The following is a 21851-nucleotide window of genomic DNA, read 5'->3' on the forward strand; positions in this document are numbered from 1 at the left end:
TTTATAAACTTCTCAATGCAACAATGGGATCTAATTTAGAAGCTCTTTTTGCAGGTAAAACGCCAAAGATTAAACCTATTGATCCTGAAATGATCATGGTGGAAAAAGTAGTTGTAATTCCTACTGATGCAGGAAGTGGTGTTATAAGAGATAAAAGAAGAACACCTGATAGTCCTGTTGTTGTTCCAATTAATCCGCCAATTGTAGATAAAATCAATGCTTCAATCAAAAATTGAATTAATATATCTGACTGTTTAGCTCCTATTGCTTTTCTAAGTCCAATTTCTTCAGTCCTTTCACTTACAGAAACAAGCATAATATTCATGATTCCTATGCCTCCAACCACCAAAGATACTGCCCCAATACCAGCCAATAAAAACGTTAGCCCACTTGTTATATTGGTTACTATATTTAATGCATCTTCTTGTGATCTAACCGCAAAGTCATCATCTCTGATTATTTTATGTCTTTGCCTTAATAAGTTAGTAATCTGAAATTTAGCTGCACTAGTTGCATTTTTATTTATAGCTTCAACACTAATGAAGCTTAAACTTACTCCATATGTTGGGTCCTTCCCTGTAATCCTATTGACCATGGTGGTTAATGGAATATAAGCATTTTTGTCTTGATTACTTCCAAATACAGCACCTTTTGGTTTTAATATTCCAATAATTTCATAAGTATGATCTTTAATTCTGATTTTTTCCCCAAGTGATGAAGAATTATCTTTGAAAAATTCGTCTTTAAGATCAGGACCTATTACTACATAACTTCTTGCACTATTAATATCACTCTTAGATATAAATCTTCCCTTATCAATTTCAAAGCTTCTTACTTCAAGAAATTCAGGAGTAACTCCTGCAATTGATATATTTAGACTTTTAGAATTTGACTGAACTATTTCGTTAGCAGAAATTTGAGGTGCAACTTTTTTAACTGTTGGGACTTGATTACTTATTGCTAGTGCATCTTCTAAAACAAGATTTTTAGGAAATGATATACCTCTTCTTCTGGTGTCATTATTTCCAGGGACAATGAATAAAACATTTGCACCTAAATTACTTAATTGGTTTTTAGCTAATGTTTGAGCACCTCTTCCAAGCCCAACAAGTGTAATAACTGATGCATTTCCTATAATTATCCCCAGCATTGTTAACGAACTTCTTAATTTGTTCGAAACTAAAGTTTTTGTGGCCATGCCTAAGGCTTCTTTTATTGAGATATTCCTAGACATATTTATATTTATCTATTGCATCATCATCTTCAATTTGCCCCATGTATATAACACCTTCATTTAGCTGCAGTGTAATAAGGTCGCCGTTGCTAATTTGATGATCATCCAGATTTTCTAAATTACAAATTGTAGAAATCTTTTTATTATTTTTGTTAAACAAAGCATAAACATCATTTACATTTTGGTTCGTAACAATGCCGGCAATATTTTTACTCAGTGGAATATCTTTCATTAATTCCTTCGGAACAAATAATATTTCTCCTGGGCAAATTAAGGATATGTCAAGATTGTTTTTAATTATTCTTGCTTTACCTGTAACACCGATTTCCCCTATAGAAATTCCTCTTGATACAATCTTTCTTACTAAACCGACTTTTATTAAATCTGTAGAGCCGCTAATTCCAGTTAATGTACCTGCGGTTTGAACTACTAAATCTCCTTGATTTAAGATTCCCATCTCCTGAGCAATTTGCATAGCTAAACTAAAGGTTTTTGCTGTTCTTTCATCATTTTTAACTACTATTGGAGTAACTCCCCAAACAAGTTGCAATCTTCTCGCTACACTTCTCTCAGTTGTAGTTGCCAAGATAGGTGTTGGTGGTCTGAATTTACTTACATTTCGAGCTGTAGAACCTGATTTAGTTAAAGGGATTATAGCTCCTGCATCAAGTTGTCTAGCTATATTACTTACTGCTGCACTAATAGCATTTGGGATCGTACTGGGTAAGTGGCTTTCAATAGCCTTAAGTGGATAATCCCTTTCAATTCTTCTTGCTATGGTTGCCATCGTTTCAACTGCCTCTACAGGATAATCGCCAACTGCAGTTTCGTTTGAAAGCATTACAGCATCTGTACCATCAAGAATTGCATTTGCAACATCACTAACTTCGGCTCTTGTTGGTCTTGGGTTAGAAGCCATAGAATCAAGCATTTGAGTCGCTGTAATTATTGGGATACCTAATGAATTAGCTTTTCTTATTAACTCCTTTTGTAAAAGAGGAACTTCTTCAGCAGGCATTTCAACGCCCAAATCACCTCTTGCAACCATAACCCCATCACATAAGGGTAATACTGTATCGATCTGATCAATTGCTTCAAATTTTTCTATTTTTGCGACTACAGGAGTTGAATGCCCATTTTTATTTATTAAATCTTTTATCTCATTTATATCAGATGGATTTCTTACGAAACTTAGTGCTATCCAATCAACACCTTCAGATAAACCGAATTTTAAATCCTCTTTATCTTTTTCTGTTAATGCTTTTACTGATAATTGAACATCTGGAAAATTAACACCTTTATTGTTTGAAAGAACCCCTCCTACAGTTACCATGCACTCCAAATTATTAGCTTTTGTATCAACTTTTTCTACAATCATTTCTATTTTCCCATCATCTAAAAGTATTCTTTTCCCTTCGCTAACTTCTTGAGAAAGTTTGTCGTAGGTTACATTTGCAATAGTATTTGTACATTCCACTTCATTTGATGTCAGTGTAAATTTATCGCCTTTTTTAACTTTTACTGGCCCATCTTTAAAGCGCCCTAATCGTATTTTAGGTCCTTGAAGATCTTGCAATATTCCAATATCTATATCTAACTTTTTTGATACCTCCCTTATGGTTTTTATTCTCTCAGCATGATCTTTATGATCTCCATGTGAGAAATTTAATCTGAATGTTGTAACTCCAGCTTTAATTAAATCTGTAATTATCTCTTCAGATTGAGTTGCAGGCCCTATAGTTGCTACTATTTTTGTTCTTCTTTTTAAATCGATATTCGACATATATAGATAATATTGCTAGATATAAATAAATTTACCATACCCAAAGTTAGTTATTTAAGTCATGGATTTTAAAACTTATCAGAAAAAAGCTAGAGAAACAGCACAATATCCAAATTTAGGATCAAATAATATTTATCCAACTCTTGGTTTAGTAGGAGAGGCTGGTGAGGTGGCAGAAAAAGTGAAGAAGGTTATAAGAGATAAAAATGGAATATTTGATAACGAATCAAAATTAGGTATTAAAAAAGAGTTAGGAGATGTTTTGTGGTATGTATCAAATCTTTGCACAGAATTAAATTTTAATTTAGAGGATGTTGCATTACAAAATCTTGAAAAATTAAAATTAAGAGCTGCTAAAGGCAAGATAAGAGGTTCTGGAGATGATAGATAAATTCAGCTGTAGCCTAAGCTTGCATATTGGAGATTTGTAATTAAATTTTGAATAACATTTAAAAGTAAAAAAGCTAACAATGATGAAATATCAAATCCACCTATTGGAGGGATAATACCTCTAAAAATATTTAAGTAAGGATCTGTGATAGAAGTTAATGCAGATAAAACACCGTTACTCCAATCAATACCTGGAAACCATGTAAGTAAAATTCTTATTATCAATATGAAAGAATAAATTGATAAAGTTTGACCCAGAACTGCGAAAATCTCAGATAACATTATCTTGTCGTAATTTAACACATACTAACATTTACTTATTATTGCTGCTTATTGTTACCACTTCCTATATTTGAGAGATATTCATTACTTACAGCAAAAGTTTGGAAAAACTTTTCTGATAATGATATCCAATATGATCTACCATCTTTTTGCTTCCGTTTGACGATGAATTTCTTTTCTAATAATTCTTTAATATGATCATAAGCACCTGAACCTCGAAGAAGTATAAGATCCGATTGCAGGATCTTTTTTTTAATCGCAATAGTTGCCAATGTCCTTAATTCGGATGTTTTCAAATCAGAAGGAAGTAAATCATCTACGAATTCATTAAGACTAGATTTTAGTTCGAGAGAAAAACTATTATTAACTGCATTTAATTCAATAGCTGAGTTGGGATTAGAGTATTTATTTTTTAGATCTTTAATTACATCATTTATTGAGTTTATATCAGAATTAGTAATTTCTGAAAGATCCTTCTTTGTTATTGGTCTGCCTTTCAAATATAGAACAGCTTCAACTTTAGTAACTAGATCTATATCAGATATTGGCGTGGTATTTAGATCAGATTGATTGATTTTAATTACCGAAATCTTTCCTAATTTACCTTAAATTTAATCTGATGCACCAAGGAATAATCTATATGTATCGTTTTGAGTTTCATCCCAGTATTTATAGCCTAGAATTCTTACAAATTTATTCCACTCTAAAATCTCATTTTTATCGATCAAAACGCCAATAACAATTTTCCCAACATCAGCTCCATAATTTCTGTAATGAAATACGCTTATAGACCAATTAGATTTCATATTATTTAAGAAGTTTATTAATGCACCAGGCCTTTCAGGAAACTCAAATCTGTATAAAAGCTCTACAAAGTTTCTATTATCCATTTCCTTAAAATTCTTTGGTAATCTTCCACCTACCATATGTCTTAAATGATTTTTAGATAATTCATCATCACTTATGTCAATAAATGAGTACTCCGAGTTTCTAAATACATTTAAAAGATTTTTTTTATCATTTAATCCATAGACTTGCACTCCTACAAATATTTGAGCATTCTTAGAATTCGACATCCTGTAGCTAAATTCAGTTAAATTTCTATTATCAAGTAACTTACAAAAATCAATTAAACTTCCAGCACGTTCAGGAATTTCAACAGCCATCATTACTTCTTTACACTCACCAAGTTCTGCTCTTTCTGCAACAAATCTAAGCCGCTCAAAATTCATATTTGCACCACATGCAATAGCAACCATTTTTTTATTTAAATGATTCGAATTTAAAATATCTTTTTTCATCCCTGCAATTGATAATGCTCCTGCAGGCTCAAGTATTGATCTAGTATCCTCAAAAACATCTTTTATAGCTGCACATATTTCATCAGTATTAACGGTAATCATCTTATCTATATATTTTCTACCAATTTCAAAAGTATTTTTACCAATTTTTTTAACAGCTACTCCATCTGCAAATTGACCAACAGAAGATAATTCCACAATTTTTGATTCATCCAAAGATTTTGTCATGGCGTCTGCATCTTCAGGCTCTACACCAATTATTTTTACTTCAGGCCATATTTTTTTAATATATATGGATATTCCTGATATCAATCCACCTCCACCAACAGCAATATAAATTGCATAAGGTTTTTCCTTTAGTTGCTGTTCAAGTTCAATAGCTATAGTTCCTTGTCCTGCTATTACATCTGGATCATCAAAAGGATGAATAAAACATAAATTTTTTTCTTTGCTAATCCTTATTGCTTCTTTGTAAGTCTCATCATAATTATCACCAAATAATATTACTTTTGCATTTAACTTTTTTACAGCATTAACTTTTACAAGAGGAGTTGTAATAGGCATTAATATTGTGGCTTGGCAATTTAGTTTGAGAGCACTAAGAGCAACACCTTGAGCATGATTACCAGCACTTGAAGTAATTACTCCCTGAGAAAGCTGAGAATTTGTAAGCTTACTCATTTTGTTATATGCACCTCTTACTTTGAATGAAAATACATCTTGAAGATCTTCTCTCTTTAGAAAAACTTCATTGTTAAGTGTATTACTTAAATTATGAGCTTTTTCTAGGGGTGTTTTTTTTGCTACTTCATAGACTTCAGCTCGAAGTATTTTTTCAAAATAATCATTCATATATATATTTTTAGCATTAATTATTAATCTAATAAAACATTACATGATCTATTTAAAAAAAAATACTCATTTTGCACCTTGGCGTTTTAGATTATATAGATACCAATTTTTGTTCAATGCTTTTAAGTGAGTTAAGTCATCCAAATCAACTACATGGCTTAACAGTTTCACAATTAGAGGAAATTGCTTGTCAAATTAGGGAAAGACATCTTCAAGTAGTATCTACTAGTGGAGGACATCTTGGTCCTGGATTAGGTGTTGTTGAGTTGACATTGGCTTTATATCAAACTCTTGATCTTGATTTTGACAAAGTTGTTTGGGATGTAGGACATCAGGGTTACCCTCATAAACTAATTACAGGACGTTTCAGTCAATTTGATTCCCTAAGACAACAAAATGGAGTCGCTGGATATCTAAAAAGAAGTGAAAGTAAATTTGATCATTTTGGTGCTGGACATGCAAGTACTTCTATTTCTGCTGCTTTAGGAATGGCAATAGCAAGGGATAGAAAAGGTGAAAATTATAAATGTGTCGCAGTTATTGGAGATGGAGCACTAACTGGAGGAATGGCATTAGAAGCTATAAATCATGCAGGTCACTTACCAAATACTCCTTTAGTTGTAGTATTAAACGATAATGATATGTCTATTTCACCTCCGGTCGGGGCCCTTTCATCTTACTTAAATAAGGTAAGAGTAAGTCCTCCATTGCAATTTTTATCCGATAGTGTTCAAGAAAGTGTTAAAAATATTCCCTTAATTGGTAAGGATATTCCAGAAGAACTCAAGAATATTAAAGGAAGCGTTAGAAGATTATCAGTGCCGAAAGTTGGAGCTGTTTTTGAAGAACTTGGATTTACGTATATGGGTCCAATAGATGGTCATGATATTGGTAACTTAGTTAAGACTTTTAACGCTGCCCATAAACTTAAAAGACCTGTCCTCGTACATGTTGTCACAACAAAAGGGAAGGGTTACCCATATGCAGAAGCTGATCAGGTTGGATATCATGCACAGTCCGCATTTGATCTGACAACTGGGAAATCTATTCCATCAAAGAAGCCTAAGCCAGTTAGTTATAGTAAAATATTTGGTCAAACCTTATTGAAGATATGTGAACAAGATAGCAAAGTTGTTGGTATTACAGCAGCTATGGCTACTGGAACTGGTTTAGATTTATTGCAAAAAAATATTCCAGATCAATATATCGATGTAGGAATAGCAGAACAACATGCAGTTACTCTTGCAGCAGGAATGTCGTGCGATGGTCTTAAACCAGTTGTAGCTATTTATAGTACTTTTCTCCAACGTGCTTTCGATCAATTAATTCATGATGTAGGAATACAAAATTTACCTGTATCTTTCGTACTTGATAGAGCTGGCATAGTTGGGGCAGACGGTCCTACTCACCAAGGTCAGTACGATATCAGTTATATGAGATCTATACCTAATTTTGTATTGATGGCACCAAAAGATGAGTCTGAATTACAGAGAATGTTAATAACATCTATCAACCATAAAGGACCTACAGCTTTAAGAATACCTAGAGGTTCTGGATTAGGTGTTGCTGTAATGGATGAGGGTTGGGAACCTTTGAATATTGGCGAAGCTGAAATACTTGAAGAAGGAGAAGATATTTTAATTATTGCTTATGGTTCAATGGTTGCATCAGCTATTGATACATCTGAGATACTGAAAAATATGAATATTAATGCATGCATCATTAATGCAAGATTTGTAAAACCTCTTGATAAAGATCTTATTATCCCTCTAGCAAGTAAGATTAAAAAAGTTGTGACAATGGAAGAAGGGACTTTAATAGGCGGATTTGGTTCCGCAATAGTTGAGTTATTTAACGATAGTGAAGTAAACATTCCTGTATACAGAATAGGTATACCTGATGTTTTAGTGGATCATGCTTCACCTGATCAGAGTAAAGAAAAATTAGGTCTTTTACCTGATCAGATGGCAGATAAAATTATTAAGAGATTTAAGTTAAATAATTAAAAATTTAATAAATTAAGTTTATAAAACACCACGTGATGCTAATCCTAGGATTGCTCCAATTCCAAAAATGTGACCTAAACAATTAGCTCCTACAACAGACGCGTGACTTAAACCACCATAGAATTTTGAATTAGGTATTTCAAAACCTTCATTAGGTTTTCTTATAGTTGCTCTTGCAATTGCATAAGCAAAAACATTACATGCAATCATTACGACGGCACACTTTGGAGACCAAGAAAAAGTTGCTGGATCTGCAGCTGCAAATAATGTAGTAAACATAAAAAATCGTTATTTTTATATATTCTCTAATACTTTTCCCTAAAAAACACAAAATTGTAAAAGGTCTTAAGAGTTGTTTACTTCTAAGCTATTTAAAAACTTTATAAATCCAAACAAAATAACAAAGTCACTTAGAGTTAGGAATGATTCTGCAAAACCATGCAGGAAGTCAACCTCAACAAGGGTTTTATCATAGTAATTTAGTGTGAAGATAGATACCAATATAGTTATGAATACAAATAAAACAGTTAAGGAAAATCCTGTTTTTATAAAAATATTAACAAATTTGATTTTATATAAGTAAAACAAAAATATTGCATATGGAATTATTGATACAGCGAACAATAATGTGTTATCAATTGAACCTAATTTTTCTATAAATTTAAAAAATAAATCATTCATATGTATCTTTTCCTCTAAAAATCTTAATTGCAGCTAAGGCTAATGTTGAATTTCCTATAAATGTAAATATCCCTTGAAGAGTTACTAATCCATATAATGCATCTTGATTATCAAAGATATGCCAGGTAATCGCGCACATGGCTCCTATTAAGTTTGGGACCATAGCTAAGCTTAACCAAAAAAATAAATTATATTTTTTATATGTAGAAATTTTGTATATGACAAAGATGGTAAATATCCATTCAATTACTGAAGAGATATGAATTAACCAAGTTCCAAATGATAGCTCGTGCAAAATTTATATTTTTTTCTTCAGTACATTAAGTACTTCCTTGGCATGATTTATAGGTAAAACACTTATCCATCTGTAAGAAATTTCCCCTTCTGGAGAAATCAAAAAAGTATTTCTATCTGAAAATGGAGGAATCCAGGAACCATATTTATCACTAATAATTCCTTCAGGATCAGATAATAAGGTGTAGTTTATGGATTTTTCGCTGCAGAAACTTTCATGAGAATCTTGATTATCAGCACTAATCCCAACAATTTCGGCATTATATTTTGAAAAATCCTTTTTTAATTCAGAAAAACCTTTAGCTTCAAGAGTGCAACCTGCTGTAAAGTCCTTTGGATAAAAATACATAACAAGCCACTTACCTTGAAAATCAATTAATTCCCATATTTTTTTTGATTTTATGTTTTTATTAAAACCTTCTAATTGAAAGTTTGGAGCCATATCTCCTACTTCGGGAGCAAAATCGAAAGCTATTGCTGAATTACAATTAATTAATAAAATAAATGATATTAAGATACTTACAACTAAATTTCTCATCAAATTTAGAATTTTTTTAAATCAACTCCATTTGATTTAGCAAATTTATCTAATCCCACTTTTTGTATAGATTTTAGTGCTTTGGTACTAATTTTTATATTTACCCATTTTTTTCCTTCTTCCCACCAAAGTCTCCTTTTTTGGAGATTGACTTGTTGCAATTTTTTTGTACGGATATGTGAGTGACTTACAGCCATCCCATTATTAGCTTTTGCTCCAGTCAGTTCGCAAATTCTTGACATATTTTTTAGTTATACCTCTCAAAATTTTAACACACGACTCAATTTGTTGAATTAAGCAAATCTGAAATTAAATCGGCATTATTATTTTGTAAATTAATAATCTGTTCTTGATCTAATCCTCCGACAGATAGTTTAGCCATATCGTAAACATGATTTGCAATTTTAGATGCCAATGGATTTTCTAAAGGGTCTTTTTTATCAAGAATTATTTTATTGCCTGTAATTTTATTAAGGCCAACAATAAGAGGATGTTCCTTGTTAATTAAAAGAACATGATATTCAGGTAAGCCAGGCATCTTTTGCTCCATGTAAGCACCCATATCATTAATTCTTCTCATTTGCTCTGGAAGCAAGATCATCGCTGGTGGTGCACCTTTACTTGAAAGTGACTGAACTTTAACTGTTACTTTTTCGTTGTTAAGTGCTTTTACAATAGTATCTCTAAGATTTTCTGTATTTGATTTGCCATCCTTATCTACAATTTCTTTAGATTCTTTATCATCAAGTTCATTTATTTCTGAATCAACTCTTTGAAACTGATAATCTTCGTTTTTACTTTCTAACCAAGGAAGAAATTGTGCATCAATTAATGGATCTGATTTAATAACTTCTTTGTTATCAGATAAGCAGATATTTAATGCACTTGACTGAGCAATCGAATCTGAACAGTAAATTATTTTTTTAGAATCAGTTATTTTATTTCGTTCTTTGTAATTTGCCAGAGTTGTGAAATATTTATCATTGGATTTGATGAGAGTTTTATTTTCAATATCTTTAGTGACGTCTTTCTCAGAATTTATTATTGTTTCGAAAATTATACTGTTATTGACTAAATCAGCAAATTTTTCATCTTCGATAGCACCAATTTTAATAAAAGCAGAGATTGAATCCCAAATTTCTGCATAAAATTCTGGAGAATTTTTTATCAAGTCCTTCAATTTATTAGCGATTTTTTTTGAGATAAATGATGATATGGACCTTACTTTTCGATCTGTTTGTAATGCACTTCTACTAACATTTAGTGGTATATCTGTAGAGTCAATAACTCCTCTTAGAGGTAAAAGGTATTTTGGTACTATCTCTTTAATTGAATCGCTTACGAATACTTGATTGCAAAATAGTTTTATTTCTCCTTTTTCCCAATCAGCTCTACCTGACAACTTTGGAAAATACAATATCCCTTGTATGTCATATGGGTAATCTGTATTTAGATGAATCCATAAAAGTGGATCTCCTTGGAAAGGATAAAGATATTTATATAACTCAATATAATCTTCATCTTTTAATTCACTAGGTTGTTTTCTCCAAGGAGGATTTTTCTTATTTATTGTCTCTCCTTCTAATAAGACATCTATTGGCATAAAATCACAATATTTTTTTATTAGTGATTTAATCCTTTCAGGCTCAATAAACTCTTTTTCTTCTTCAAGTAGGTGAAGAATAACATCTGTACCAACTGTATCTCTTTCTGATTCCTCTAAGGTGAAATTTGGCGATCCATCACAAGACCATTTGAAAGCTTTTGATTCTCCAATTGCCGACTTAGTTAATATATCAACTCTATCTGCCACCATAAAACTTGAATAAAAACCTAGTCCAAAATGACCTATGAATTCATCATTATCTTTTTTGTATTTTGTTAGAAATTCTTCTGCGCTTGAGAATGCTACTTGATTTATGTACTTCTTAATTTCTTCATCATTCATTCCAATTCCATTATCGGAAATTGTTAATGTATTTTTTTCACGATTAATTGTTATTTTTACTTGAGCCTCCTCAGTATTTTCGCAATCACCTGCCATAGAGGCCATTCTTCTTTTACTTATTGCGTCAACACCATTACTAACAAGTTCTCTTAAAAAGATTTCATGGTCAGAATATACTGCCTTCTTGATAATTGGGAAAATATTTTCGGTATTAATACGAATTTCGCCTTTTTCCATTTAAAAAAAATCAAACATATTAAATCTTATTTCGTAAAAACTAGTTAATCAAGTTTAATTAGGAGTATTGTCCGAACAATATATGAATTTAAAAACCTAAATATAACTTTAAAAGGTTTTATTTAACCCATAAAATATCACTACAATTATTTTCTTTCATAATTTGATTGGCTTTAGCCAAGTCATCACATGGATTTAAATGTAAGACAGCAATATTTCCTTTTTTCTGTTGTACTTTTTGTTCATTCATACCTTTTTCTAACAAATAAGAATCTTTAAACATCAATAAAATCCTTTTTTTATCTGTCTTTTCTTCCTTAATTAAATTTCTTAAAATATCTACTGAAATTGTAAATCCAATCCCATTAAATATTTTCTCATTAGGACTAAAGGATCTTACTAACTCATCATATCTCCCGCCTTTTGCGATGACGCTTTTATTTTTACCATTATCACCTATTAGTTGAAAAACTATTCCTTCATATAAATTCAAGTGAGGTTGAAAAGTGGGATCAAGTTGTAATTTAACACCATATTTTTTTGATATTTTTGATAATGTTTCAAATAAAAAATTTAAGTCATCCAATGTTTTACTCATACCATATATAGTTTTTAATTTTCTTAATATTGTAATTGGCTCTCCTCGTGTGAATAAAAGATCTTTAAGAACATATTTATCATCTTCATCTATTCCTAATTTAGATAAATTATCTTGATCAAAATTAACCAGACTTTTCTTAATTTCTTCAAAATTATTATTCTTATATTTATTTAAGATTAAATCCATTATTTTTGTGGTGCTTACTAGGAGGAATAAATTACAACCATCCTTCAAATTAATATTGTCGATTGAATCAAATAAAATATTAATAACTTCAATTTCTGGGTATTTTGTATCATATCCAATTAATTCAATTCCACTCTGTAATTTTTCTTGTAACTTAAATGAATTTTTATTATTTTGTTTTTTATCAAAAACCATTCCATTGGTGAATAATCTTATAGGTCTTTTTTTATTTATTAATCTAGTAGATGACAATTTAACAATTGATGTTGTCATCTCTGGCCTAAGACATAATGAATTATTACTTACTATTCCTACTACCTGATTTTCGTCAATAACACCACGGCCCTTTATGGTCTCTAAAGTATTTATAAAAGAAGGTGAAACCTCTTCATATCCCCATAGTTTATAAATACTATTTAAATTATTTATGATGTTTGAGTTATTTTTTACATCGACTAATTTAATTTCCTTTATATCTGTCATTGTAATATTTTACTAATTTAGGTATAGAGAATTTTTTTAAATGGAGAGACTTTATCTAGTTCATTTTTTAATTCATTCTCAAGGCTGGGAGAACAAGCTAAAATTCTTCCTGAACTTAAATTAAATTCGCCTGATGGATAATCAGAAATAATACCACCAGCCTCTTTTACAATAATAGCACCGGCCGCCAGGTCCCATACCTCCAATCCTCTTTCCCAGTATCCATCTACCTTACCGGCCGCAACAAATGCCAGATCAACTGCTGCTGCTCCTCCTCTTCTAACACCTCTAGTTTTATGTGTTAAATAACAAAATTCAGCATAATTATTATCCTCTGTCTCAAATCTGTCATAAGAGAAACCGGTAACAAGTAGACTATCAGAAAGACTAGACGGATTAGAAACTTTAAGTTCACTATCATTGCAGAATGAGCCTAAACCTATACATGCTGAATATAGTTCATCTAAATAAGGTACTGATATAGCACCTATAATTGGATTATTTTTATATACAAGACCAATAGAAGTCCCAAAAAAAGGATATCCATGGGAATAATTTGTTGTTCCGTCTAATGGGTCTATACACCACGTTAAATCTGTAGATTTGGTTAATTTACCCGATTCCTCTGCATTTATAGATATGTATGGTGTCTCTTCTAATAAATATTCTTTTATTTTATTTTCAACTTCCAAATCAACATTGGTAACTAGATCACCCTTCCTACCCTTTGATGATATTTTCTGAATTTTATTGTAATTAACTTTTAAAATTTCATTACCAATTTGAGCGGAATTCTTTGCTACTTCATACAAAATGGATAAGTTTAATTGATTTGAAAGTTCCTCTATTTCACTTAATTCAAACATGATAGTTAATCTTCCTCAAATTCCCAAGGTGGCGCAACTCTTGTATTTCCCCTCCCAAAATATTGTCCAAATTGTAAATCGTAAACTTCATCTTCATATGTGGTTTCTACTTCAAGATCTGAAGTTGCTTTCGCGACACAAAGAAGTGCATACCCTTTGTCTTTTAAAGCCTGAGATACACCCATGGCTTCAGGTTGTTGCAGGGTACCAGTTTTAATTTTAACTGCACAACTTGTACAGCAACCATTTCTACATGAAAATGCTAGTTTAAAACCTTTCTTTTCAAATTCCTTAAGTATGTAATCATCACTATTAACATGCTCTTGGTATACCTTTCCGGTTTCCTTATTTTTAATCGTGACTTTGAAAGTCTTTTTCAAATAACTTTCCTCTAAAATGGGATGATCAAGGGTTAAAATAGTTATCTTGGGAGAGGTGGCCGAGTGGTTGAAGGCGCAGCACTGGAAATGCTGTATAGGGGCAACTTTATCGAGGGTTCGAATCCCTCTCTCTCCGTTTTATATTAGTTTATTTTGGTTAAATACATCAACACCTTTATCTTTAAAAAATCTTTTTATATAAATAGTAATCTTTTTGACAAGTTATAAATAATCTTATTTATTTAAATTAAGTTGAAAATATTTGATTTTTACTATTATATGTAAATATCTAAGTTAAAAATTAATTAAATTATTAGTAAATTTTGCTTTAATTTAGGGATCTAAAATCATGGGGCAAATAGTTGGAATTGATTTAGGTACTACTAACTCTGTTGTCGGAGTGATAGAAGCTGGACGTCCAATTGTTATTGCAAATTCTGAGGGTTCTAGAACTACACCTTCAATAGTTGGATTTACAAAAGACAAGGAAATAGTAATAGGAGACCAAGCGAGAAGACAACTTGTTCTAAATCCTAAGAATACCTTTTTTAACCTTAAACGATTTATTGGTAGTGATTGGGATGAATTAGATGAGAATAGTATTTCTGTTCCTTATAACGTTAAGGCTAATACCAATGGAAGCGTTAGGGTTCTTAGTCCAAATACAGAAAGAGAGTATGCACCAGAAGAATTAGTGAGCTCATTGATCAGAAAATTAATTAATGATGCTGAAACTTATCTTGGCGATACTGTTGATTCTGCAGTTATTACTGTCCCTGCTTACTTTAATGAATCTCAACGGCAAGCTACAAAGGACTCTGCAATATTAGCTGGTATTAAAGTAGATAGAATTCTAAATGAACCTACTGCTGCTGCTCTTGCTTATGGTTTTGAAAAAAGTTCTTCTAATAATGTCTTGGTTTTTGATTTAGGAGGAGGAACATTTGATGTTTCATTATTGAAAATTTCTAATGGTGTATTTGATGTTAAAGCCACTTGTGGTGATACCCAGCTAGGAGGAAACAATTTTGATTCAAAAATAGTCGATTGGCTTGCAGAAAAATTTCTAGTTAAACATGATATTGATCTAAGAAGGGATAGACAAGCTTTACAGAGATTAACTGAAGCTGCCGAAAAAGCTAAATGTGAATTATCTGGATTGCAAAAAACAAAAATATCCTTACCTTTTATCACAACTAGTAAAGAGGGTCCATTACATATTGAGGAGACCTTAGATAGAAAAATATTTGAATCATTATCTCAAGATCTTTTAGATCGATTATTAGAGCCCGTGCAAATAGCCTTAGATGATTCTGGATGGAATGCAGATGATATTGATGAGGTAGTTCTTGTAGGTGGCAGTACAAGAATCCCAATGGTTCAACAATTAGTAAAGACTCTTGTTCCAAATGACCCTTGTCAATCGGTTAATCCTGATGAAGTTGTAGCAGTTGGAGCTGCGATTCAATCTGGAATTATTAGTGGTGATTTACAAGATTTACTCCTAAATGACGTTACTCCCTTGTCTTTAGGTTTAGAAACTATTGGTGGTCTAATGAAGGTACTCATTCCTCGTAATACTCCAATACCAGTTAGACAATCTGATGTTTTTAGCACGTCCGAAGCTAATCAATCATCTGTGGTTGTTCAAGTACGGCAGGGGGAAAGGCCTTTAGCCTCTGAAAATAAATCACTTGGTAAATTTAGACTATCAGGAATACCTCCAGCTCCAAGAGGAATACCTCAAGTCCAGGTAGCATTTGATATTGATGCCAATGGTCTTTTAGAAGTAAGTGCAACTGATAGAACCACTGGAAGAAAGCAAACAGTTACAATTTCTGGAGGGTCTAATTTAAACGAACAAGAAATAAATTCGATAATTGAAGAAGCTAAAGAAAAAGCTAATGAAGATAGAAAAAGAAGATCTGTAATTGATAGAAAAAATAGTGCATTAACTCTTATTGCGCAAGCTGAGAGAAGGCTTAGAGATGCTTCATTGGAATTTGGGCCTTACGGTGCTGAAAGACAACAAAGAGCCGTTGAATTAGCTATTCAAGATGTTGAAGAATATATAGATGATGATGACCCTCAAGAATTAGAAATCTCTGTAAGTGCTCTTCAAGAAGCATTATTCGGCTTAAATAGAAAATTTGCAGCAGAAAAGAAAACTGATAGTAATCCCTTACAAAGCATTAAAAATACATTTGGATCATTAAAGGATGAACTCTTTTCAGATGATTATTGGGATGATGATCCTTGGGATAATCAAATGAATAGAAATTATAGAAATTCGAGGTATGGTAATTCTAGAGACGATGATCCATGGGACAATGACTACTTCCTCTAAAAAAGACTATTTGTCAATTTTGGGTTTATCGCCTGATTTCGATGATAAAGAACTTAAAAAGGCTTTTCGAAGAGAAGCAAGAAAATGGCACCCAGATTTAAATAAAAACGACCTTAATGCAGAAGAGAGATTTAAATTAATTAACCAAGCATACGAATATCTACGCAATCCCAATATAAGAAAAAATATTTCGGATGAAAATATTCAAGATGATTACGAAAATAATAATTTCAAGACAGGGTTTCCTGATTTTCAAGATTATCTTGATTCATTATTTGGATATGAATACTCACCAAAGAATTACGAGGATTATGATAATGAACCATTTGAGGATGAATCAATAAATACAAATAATGATGAATTTAATAATTATGAATACCCTACAACCTCTCCAGAAGAGCCCCCTCCAGTTAAACTCCATCAAGATATTGAAACAATTATTGAACTAACTCCTGATGAGGCCTTAAATGGAGCTTCAATTTTAATAGAGCTTGAAGATGAAACCGTAGTAGAAGTCGATACGCCTCCTTTCGCTGGAGATGGGTGGCGATTAAGACTTGAAAATATCGCAAGAGGAGGTAAAGATCATTATCTACAGTTAAAAGTTCAAACCGAAAGTGGTCTAAGAATAGACGGTTTAAGAGTTCTTTATAAACTAGAGTTATTTCCTCATGATGCTCTACTTGGTTGTGCAGTAGAGGTCCCCACCCTTGATGGAAATGTCACACTTCAAGTGCCACCAAAATCATCTACGGGAAGAATGTTACGTTTGAAAGGGAGGGGTTTAACTTTCGAAGATAATGTAGGTGATCAATATGTTGAAATCTTGGTAGTTATACCTGCTGATATTAATGATGAAGAAATTGCTTTATATACAAGATTACAAGAATTATCACTTTCTGATTCCTAATCAAATATTATATAGTAAGAAAAATCAATACTTATGAACATATTTGTTCTTTTATATAATTCAGGAACAGATAAGGAAGGAATTCATTCAATTGAACTAAAAGGAAGAACCATTGTTCTTGTCTTTGAAGATAAGGATGATGCAACAAGATATTGTGGTCTATTAGAAGCTCAAGATTTTCCTTTGCCAACAGTTGAAATGATCAACATTGAGGAAATAAAAGATTTCTGCATTAAATTAGACTATGAATGCAAATTAGTAGAAAAAAATTTTGTACCTAAAACAGCAGAAGATAGGTTACTAATTTCACCACCACAGAAAAACCTAGAAGTTGAAAATTGGGAGGAGGACAAAAATAGTAAAAAAGATAACTTTGATATAAATACCATTAAGGAAAACCTTGAAAAGTTGCTTTAGCTATTAAAATATCAGAATAATTATTAAACAAATAAAACATGACAACTGCATTATTTGAAACAGAAGTAGGGAACATTAATATTGAATTTTTCTCTGACGACGCACCTAATACAGTTAAAAACTTTACGAATTTGATAAGTGATGGTTTTTATGATGGTCTAGCATTTCACAGAGTTATTCCTGGATTTATGGCTCAGGGTGGATGTCCTAATACTCGTGAAGGAGCATCTGGTATGCCTGGAACTGGAGGTCCTGGATATAATATTAAATGTGAAATTAATTCCAATAAACATTTAAAAGGCTCACTTTCTATGGCACATGCAGGAAAAGATACAGGTGGTAGTCAGTTTTTCATAGTCTATGAACCCCAGCCTCATCTAGATGGAGTTCATACTGTTTTTGGCAAGACAGATGATATGGATGTTGTACTAAAGCTTACTAACGGTTCAAAAATTATTAAGGCAACTCTAAACTAGTAATTTAGCCTTCAAAAACAATACTGAATGTCTCTTTATCTAGATTAAATTTTCTTGTAGAAGAATATAAGATTTCGTTATTAATAGTGAATTTAGTATTGATTAGTTTGATGCTACTTTTTGGGTGTAATGCTTGTTCAATATTTCTAGAAACAATAATTCCAATCTTTGTACTATTTTCATATTTGGATAAAAACTGAATAAATAATTCTATATTCTTTATTTCCTCATCATTAATGTTCGAATTTGTTCTATTCTGATCATGTAAAATTCTCCATACTAATTTAGGTCGGTTCCAAAATGCCAATAATCTTGGACTACTTTCAAGTTTAATATTAATGTTTTGTTCACTACAGAATTTAATAACATTATTTTTTATTGGAACTAAATCAATAGATTTATAGTTTCCGTCAAGAAAAATTGATATAAATGGATCAATATTACTGTTATTAGAATTATCATCAATCATGTGGCCTAACTTTGTTTTTTTAACACTCAAATATCCTGCATTATTATCGTTTGGACAAATAACTAAAGGAACTCTCTCAATAACTTCTATTCCATAACCACCTAATCCAGCAATCTTTCTAGGATTGTTGGTTAGTAATTTTAATTTTTTTATACCTAAATCAGTTAAAATTTGTGCTCCAACTCCATAATTTCTGAGATCAGCTGGAAAACCTAATTTTTCATTAGCTTCTACAGTGTCTAATCCACCATCTTGTAAACTGTAAGCTTTTAATTTATTTATTAGACCAATACCTCTGCCTTCTTGTCTCAAATAAACAACAACTCCTTCTTCCTCCTTTTCTATTCTTGATAAAGCAGCCTCTAACTGGGGTCTACAATCACAACGTAATGATCCAAAAGCATCACCAGTTAAGCACTCTGAATGCATTCTTACTAGTACAGGTTCACTTAATTTCGATGATTTTTGTTTAACTAATGCAACGTGCTCTGAACCATCTAGATCATTAACATATCCATAAGCTTTGAAATTACCAAAAATACTTGGAAGAACAGCATCAGATTTTCTAAATACAAATCTCTCAGTTTGAAACCGATAACTTATTAAATCAGCTATTGATATTAATTTCATTCCCCATTGTTTTGCATACTCTTTAAGTTGAGGAAGTCTTGACATAGATCCGTCAGGATTTTGTATTTCACAAATCACTCCAGCAGGATAAAGACCTGACATTGCAGCAATATCTACTGCCGCTTCGGTATGACCTGCCCTTTTTAATACTCCACCTTTTTTTGCTCTTAATGGAAAAATATGTCCTGGCCTCCTTAAATCATCAGGTTTTGTATTTGGATTTATAGCAACTTGTATTGTCTTTGCCCTGTCTTCAGCGGAAATTCCGGTAGTAACATTATGTTCAGGTCCAGCATCAATTGATACTGTAAAAGCTGTTTGATTTTCATCTGTATTTCTATCTACCATTAAAGGTAAATCTAATGAATCAAGTTTTTCACCTTGCATTGCTAGACATATAAGACCACGTCCCTCAGTAGCCATAAAATTAATTTGCTGTGGAGTTGCAAACTGAGCCGCACATATTAAATCTCCCTCATTTTCTCTTCTTTCATCATCTACCACAATTATGCATTCACCATTTCTTATAGCTGCCAACGCATCGCTGATAGGATCAAATTCAATTTTAAAAGATTCATTTATATCCAAAATTGTTCCATTATTTGATTTGGGACTTGTTTCTTTCATTATTCCTATCAATATAGAAAAATAGTGTTTTAGTTATCTTAAATTCAACACTTTATAATCCTATCTCAAAGTCTGCCAATTCAAAGAAATGAATGTTGCAATAGTAGGTGCTACTGGTTACGGCGGTATTCAAGCGGTAAATCTCTTAAAGAAAATTAAAAAATACAAAATTTCATTTTTAGGAGGTAATAAAACATCTGGTTCAAAGTGGAATGATAATTTTCCTTTTATTTATCTAGATAATGATCCTTATATAGAAGAAATATCCGTAGATAATATTTCAAAAAATGCAGATGTTGCTTTGCTTTGCTTACCAAATGGTCTATCTTCAACATTGACAAGGAAATTATTGAATCGAGGACTTAAAGTTATTGATTTATCTGCTGATTACCGTTATAAGTCTTTAGATGAATGGAAAAAGGTATATTCCAAAGAAGCTGCTCTTTATAAAAGGAGTGATGATGACTTATGTAAAGAGGCAGTCTACGGTCTTCCTGAAATTAATAAGGAAGTCATTTCAAAAGGAAGATTAATAGCCTGTCCAGGATGCTATCCAACATCTGCTCTTATTCCATTAGTACCTTATCTATCTCAAGGAATTATTGAAAATGAAGGAATAGTGATTGATTCTAAAAGCGGAACATCTGGGGGAGGTCGAGAACCAAACCAAAAGCTACTCTTATCAGAATGTGGTGAAGGCTTATCAGCATATGGATTAATAAACCATAGACATACCTCTGAGATCGAGCAAGTAGCATCTATGATTTCTGGAAATAAAATTGAATTGCTTTTTACGCCTCATTTAGTTCCAATTTCAAGGGGTATGCATTCGACTATATATGGGAGATTAAGAGATCCAGGATTAACCTCTGATGATTGCAGAATTCTTTTGGATAATTACTACAGAAATTTCAAAAATATTAAAGTATTACCTGTAGATACATACCCTTCAACAAAATGGGTTAAAAATACAAACCAAATTTTCCTTTCTGTTAAAGTTGATATTCGAAATGGAAGGATTATTATTTTATCTGCAATTGATAACTTGTTAAAAGGTCAGACTGGGCAAGCAATTCAAAATTTAAATATTATGAGTGGATATTCAATGGATGAAGGTCTTGATTTAACTAATAATTTTCCATAAAATTACTTCTTATCAAAAAACCAGCTTGAGAGATTGAGTGAGGTAAAATTTTATGCTCAAGCATTTGTATCCTTTTGGAAAGTGATTCAATATCATCATCATCTCTAATTGACAATGCAGCTTGCATTATCAATGATCCACTATCTACCTCCTCTTCTACAAAATGTACTGAACAACCAGTTATTTTTGAACCATTTAATATAGATTCCTTTATCGCAGAACCACCTTTATATGCGGGAAGTAATGAAGGGTGAATATTTATTATCCTATTCTTAAATTTATTAATAAAAAATGGAGTAACAATTTTCATCCAGCCTGCCATAACCACTAGTTCAACCTCGTAATGAATTAAATTATTTACAATTTCTAATTCAAAAGCTTCTTTTTGCAGAAAATCTTTGCCTCTTATAATTTTGTGAGGTATTTTTTTACTTTCAGCTCTTTTTATACAACCGGCTTCATCTTTGTTAGTAATTAAAACTTTTATATCTATATCTAATTCTCCTTTTTCTGAGAGATTAATTAATTCCTGAAAGTTTGTTCCTTTCCCAGAAGCTAGTACACCTATTTTTAATTTTGGTGAAAATCTTCTAAATTCTGATATCTCAGGCGAAATTATGTAATTAAATGATTTATCCAATGTTTTTTAATCCAATAATAAATTCATATGAAATAAAAAAAACCCTCCATTCTAAATATTTATATTCAAAAACATATTTATTTAAAGATAATAATTTAAACAAATTTAAATGATTCAAATCTATGTACT

At 31.6% G+C, this 21851-nt stretch carries 23 protein-coding genes and 1 tRNA gene; 8 read left to right on the forward strand and 16 right to left on the reverse strand.

The window, feature by feature from the left end; translation table 11 throughout:
• Position 1: 1 nt before the first annotated feature.
• Together HA148_RS04555 and pyk are read right to left on the reverse strand one after the other, a co-directional pair.
• The gene (locus HA148_RS04555; RefSeq protein ID WP_209130596.1) at positions 2-1234 is read right to left on the reverse strand and encodes an ABC transporter permease; all 1233 of its coding nucleotides are present in this window, start codon (positions 1232-1234) and stop codon (positions 2-4) included.
• Complete coding sequence (gene pyk / locus HA148_RS04560; protein WP_209130598.1) at positions 1227-3017, reverse strand: pyruvate kinase; 1791 nt, start codon at positions 3015-3017, stop codon at positions 1227-1229. Before pyk ends, HA148_RS04555 begins: the two co-directional genes overlap by 8 nt.
• 61 nt (positions 3018-3078) lie before the next feature.
• Here pyk and HA148_RS04565 point away from each other — a divergent pair, with 61 nt between their 5' ends.
• A complete protein-coding gene (locus HA148_RS04565; protein ID WP_209130600.1) occupies positions 3079-3408 on the forward strand; it encodes a nucleoside triphosphate pyrophosphohydrolase family protein in 330 nt (109 codons plus the stop codon).
• A gap of 2 nt (positions 3409-3410) precedes the next feature.
• Here HA148_RS04565 and HA148_RS04570 read toward each other — a convergent pair whose 3' ends face one another.
• The 3 genes from HA148_RS04570 to ilvA form a co-directional block, all read right to left on the reverse strand.
• Complete coding sequence (locus HA148_RS04570; RefSeq protein ID WP_002807500.1) at positions 3411-3689, reverse strand: YggT family protein; 279 nt, start codon at positions 3687-3689, stop codon at positions 3411-3413.
• A gap of 38 nt (positions 3690-3727) precedes the next feature.
• Positions 3728-4234, reverse strand: a complete 507-nt coding sequence (scpB, locus tag HA148_RS04575; RefSeq protein WP_209131067.1) for an SMC-Scp complex subunit ScpB — start codon at positions 4232-4234, stop codon at positions 3728-3730.
• Positions 4235-4300: 66 nt separating this feature from the next.
• A complete protein-coding gene (gene ilvA / locus HA148_RS04580) occupies positions 4301-5842 on the reverse strand; it encodes a threonine ammonia-lyase, biosynthetic (protein WP_209130602.1) in 1542 nt (513 codons plus the stop codon).
• 116 nt (positions 5843-5958) lie between these two features.
• Here ilvA and dxs point away from each other — a divergent pair, with 116 nt between their 5' ends.
• Positions 5959-7848: a 1-deoxy-D-xylulose-5-phosphate synthase gene (dxs, locus tag HA148_RS04585; RefSeq protein WP_209130604.1), complete on the forward strand. Its 1890-nt coding sequence runs from the start codon at positions 5959-5961 to the stop codon at positions 7846-7848.
• A gap of 18 nt (positions 7849-7866) precedes the next feature.
• Here dxs and psaK read toward each other — a convergent pair whose 3' ends face one another.
• The 9 genes from psaK to HA148_RS04630 form a co-directional block, all read right to left on the reverse strand.
• Entirely contained in the window at positions 7867-8127 is a 261-nt protein-coding gene (gene psaK / locus HA148_RS04590) for a photosystem I reaction center subunit PsaK (RefSeq protein ID WP_011818394.1), read from the reverse strand.
• 66 nt (positions 8128-8193) lie between these two features.
• Positions 8194-8529: a DUF3593 domain-containing protein gene (locus HA148_RS04595; protein ID WP_209130606.1), complete on the reverse strand. Its 336-nt coding sequence runs from the start codon at positions 8527-8529 to the stop codon at positions 8194-8196.
• On the reverse strand, positions 8522-8824 hold the full coding sequence (locus HA148_RS04600; RefSeq protein ID WP_209130608.1) for a DUF2499 domain-containing protein: 303 nt from the start codon (positions 8822-8824) through the stop codon (positions 8522-8524). The genes HA148_RS04595 and HA148_RS04600 overlap by 8 nt, the downstream gene beginning before the upstream one ends.
• Before the next feature lie 3 nt (positions 8825-8827).
• Positions 8828-9361, reverse strand: coding sequence for a peroxiredoxin (locus tag HA148_RS04605; RefSeq protein ID WP_209130610.1), 534 nt, complete (start codon positions 9359-9361; stop codon positions 8828-8830).
• 5 nt (positions 9362-9366) lie between these two features.
• A complete protein-coding gene (gene rpmB, locus HA148_RS04610; RefSeq protein ID WP_209130612.1) occupies positions 9367-9603 on the reverse strand; it encodes a 50S ribosomal protein L28 in 237 nt (78 codons plus the stop codon).
• A gap of 38 nt (positions 9604-9641) precedes the next feature.
• On the reverse strand, positions 9642-11546 hold the full coding sequence (gene htpG, locus HA148_RS04615; RefSeq protein WP_209130615.1) for a molecular chaperone HtpG: 1905 nt from the start codon (positions 11544-11546) through the stop codon (positions 9642-9644).
• 118 nt (positions 11547-11664) lie between these two features.
• Complete coding sequence (locus HA148_RS04620) at positions 11665-12816, reverse strand: ATP phosphoribosyltransferase regulatory subunit (protein ID WP_209130617.1); 1152 nt, start codon at positions 12814-12816, stop codon at positions 11665-11667.
• Between the two features lie 17 nt (positions 12817-12833).
• The gene (locus HA148_RS04625) at positions 12834-13682 is read right to left on the reverse strand and encodes an inositol monophosphatase family protein (protein WP_209130620.1); all 849 of its coding nucleotides are present in this window, start codon (positions 13680-13682) and stop codon (positions 12834-12836) included.
• Positions 13683-13687: 5 nt separating this feature from the next.
• Complete coding sequence (locus HA148_RS04630) at positions 13688-14062, reverse strand: 2Fe-2S iron-sulfur cluster-binding protein (RefSeq protein WP_209130622.1); 375 nt, start codon at positions 14060-14062, stop codon at positions 13688-13690.
• Positions 14063-14111: 49 nt separating this feature from the next.
• Here HA148_RS04630 and HA148_RS04635 point away from each other — a divergent pair.
• From HA148_RS04635 to HA148_RS04655, 5 genes are all read left to right on the forward strand, one after another.
• Positions 14112-14198: transfer RNA gene (locus HA148_RS04635), tRNA-Ser, on the forward strand.
• A gap of 213 nt (positions 14199-14411) precedes the next feature.
• Positions 14412-16409, forward strand: a complete 1998-nt coding sequence (gene dnaK / locus HA148_RS04640) for a molecular chaperone DnaK (RefSeq protein WP_209130623.1) — start codon at positions 14412-14414, stop codon at positions 16407-16409.
• Entirely contained in the window at positions 16360-17319 is a 960-nt protein-coding gene (locus tag HA148_RS04645; RefSeq protein ID WP_209130626.1) for a DnaJ C-terminal domain-containing protein, read from the forward strand. The genes dnaK and HA148_RS04645 overlap by 50 nt, the downstream gene beginning before the upstream one ends.
• A gap of 33 nt (positions 17320-17352) precedes the next feature.
• Positions 17353-17736 carry a DUF3110 domain-containing protein gene (locus tag HA148_RS04650; protein WP_209130628.1) on the forward strand — a complete coding sequence of 128 codons (384 nt, stop codon included), beginning with the start codon at positions 17353-17355 and terminating at the stop codon, positions 17734-17736.
• A gap of 38 nt (positions 17737-17774) precedes the next feature.
• Positions 17775-18212 carry a peptidylprolyl isomerase gene (locus HA148_RS04655; protein WP_209130630.1) on the forward strand — a complete coding sequence of 146 codons (438 nt, stop codon included), beginning with the start codon at positions 17775-17777 and terminating at the stop codon, positions 18210-18212.
• 4 nt (positions 18213-18216) lie between these two features.
• Here HA148_RS04655 and ribBA read toward each other — a convergent pair whose 3' ends face one another.
• Positions 18217-19938, reverse strand: coding sequence for a bifunctional 3,4-dihydroxy-2-butanone-4-phosphate synthase/GTP cyclohydrolase II (gene ribBA / locus HA148_RS04660; protein WP_245152016.1), 1722 nt, complete (start codon positions 19936-19938; stop codon positions 18217-18219).
• An 88-nt stretch (positions 19939-20026) separates the two neighbouring features.
• Here ribBA and argC point away from each other — a divergent pair, with 88 nt between their 5' ends.
• Entirely contained in the window at positions 20027-21082 is a 1056-nt protein-coding gene (gene argC / locus HA148_RS04665) for an N-acetyl-gamma-glutamyl-phosphate reductase (RefSeq protein WP_209130632.1), read from the forward strand.
• Here argC and purN read toward each other — a convergent pair.
• Complete coding sequence (gene purN / locus HA148_RS04670; RefSeq protein WP_209130634.1) at positions 21066-21722, reverse strand: phosphoribosylglycinamide formyltransferase; 657 nt, start codon at positions 21720-21722, stop codon at positions 21066-21068. The two genes, argC and purN, sit on opposite strands and share 17 nt — an antisense overlap.
• Positions 21723-21851: the final 129 nt, after the last annotated feature.

It is taken from the genome of Prochlorococcus marinus XMU1405 (assembly GCF_017696275.1).
In the GTDB taxonomy this organism is placed as follows: Bacteria; Cyanobacteriota; Cyanobacteriia; order PCC-6307; family Cyanobiaceae; genus Prochlorococcus_A; species Prochlorococcus_A marinus_AB.

What these genes read in the sequence shown, in the direction of transcription:
- dxs (WP_209130604.1), top strand. Translation starts at nt 5,959, where the DNA reads ATGCTTTTAAGTGAGTTAAGTCATCCAAATCAACTACATGGCTTAACA.
- argC (WP_209130632.1), top strand. Translation starts at nt 20,027, where the DNA reads ATGAATGTTGCAATAGTAGGTGCTACTGGTTACGGCGGTATTCAAGCG.
- htpG (WP_209130615.1), bottom strand. Translation starts at nt 11,546, where the DNA reads ATGGAAAAAGGCGAAATTCGTATTAATACCGAAAATATTTTCCCAATT.
- HA148_RS04555 (WP_209130596.1), bottom strand. Translation starts at nt 1,234, where the DNA reads ATGTCTAGGAATATCTCAATAAAAGAAGCCTTAGGCATGGCCACAAAA.
- ilvA (WP_209130602.1), bottom strand. Translation starts at nt 5,842, where the DNA reads ATGAATGATTATTTTGAAAAAATACTTCGAGCTGAAGTCTATGAAGTA.
- HA148_RS04595 (WP_209130606.1), bottom strand. Translation starts at nt 8,529, where the DNA reads ATGAATGATTTATTTTTTAAATTTATAGAAAAATTAGGTTCAATTGAT.
- HA148_RS04570 (WP_002807500.1), bottom strand. Translation starts at nt 3,689, where the DNA reads ATGTTATCTGAGATTTTCGCAGTTCTGGGTCAAACTTTATCAATTTAT.
- HA148_RS04625 (WP_209130620.1), bottom strand. Translation starts at nt 13,682, where the DNA reads ATGTTTGAATTAAGTGAAATAGAGGAACTTTCAAATCAATTAAACTTA.
- psaK (WP_011818394.1), bottom strand. Translation starts at nt 8,127, where the DNA reads ATGTTTACTACATTATTTGCAGCTGCAGATCCAGCAACTTTTTCTTGG.
- HA148_RS04565 (WP_209130600.1), top strand. Translation starts at nt 3,079, where the DNA reads ATGGATTTTAAAACTTATCAGAAAAAAGCTAGAGAAACAGCACAATAT.
- ribBA (WP_245152016.1), bottom strand. Translation starts at nt 19,938, where the DNA reads ATGAAAGAAACAAGTCCCAAATCAAATAATGGAACAATTTTGGATATA.
- rpmB (WP_209130612.1), bottom strand. Translation starts at nt 9,603, where the DNA reads ATGTCAAGAATTTGCGAACTGACTGGAGCAAAAGCTAATAATGGGATG.
- HA148_RS04645 (WP_209130626.1), top strand. Translation starts at nt 16,360, where the DNA reads ATGGTAATTCTAGAGACGATGATCCATGGGACAATGACTACTTCCTCT.
- pyk (WP_209130598.1), bottom strand. Translation starts at nt 3,017, where the DNA reads ATGTCGAATATCGATTTAAAAAGAAGAACAAAAATAGTAGCAACTATA.
- HA148_RS04650 (WP_209130628.1), top strand. Translation starts at nt 17,353, where the DNA reads ATGAACATATTTGTTCTTTTATATAATTCAGGAACAGATAAGGAAGGA.
- HA148_RS04620 (WP_209130617.1), bottom strand. Translation starts at nt 12,816, where the DNA reads ATGACAGATATAAAGGAAATTAAATTAGTCGATGTAAAAAATAACTCA.
- HA148_RS04655 (WP_209130630.1), top strand. Translation starts at nt 17,775, where the DNA reads ATGACAACTGCATTATTTGAAACAGAAGTAGGGAACATTAATATTGAA.
- dnaK (WP_209130623.1), top strand. Translation starts at nt 14,412, where the DNA reads ATGGGGCAAATAGTTGGAATTGATTTAGGTACTACTAACTCTGTTGTC.
- HA148_RS04605 (WP_209130610.1), bottom strand. Translation starts at nt 9,361, where the DNA reads ATGAGAAATTTAGTTGTAAGTATCTTAATATCATTTATTTTATTAATT.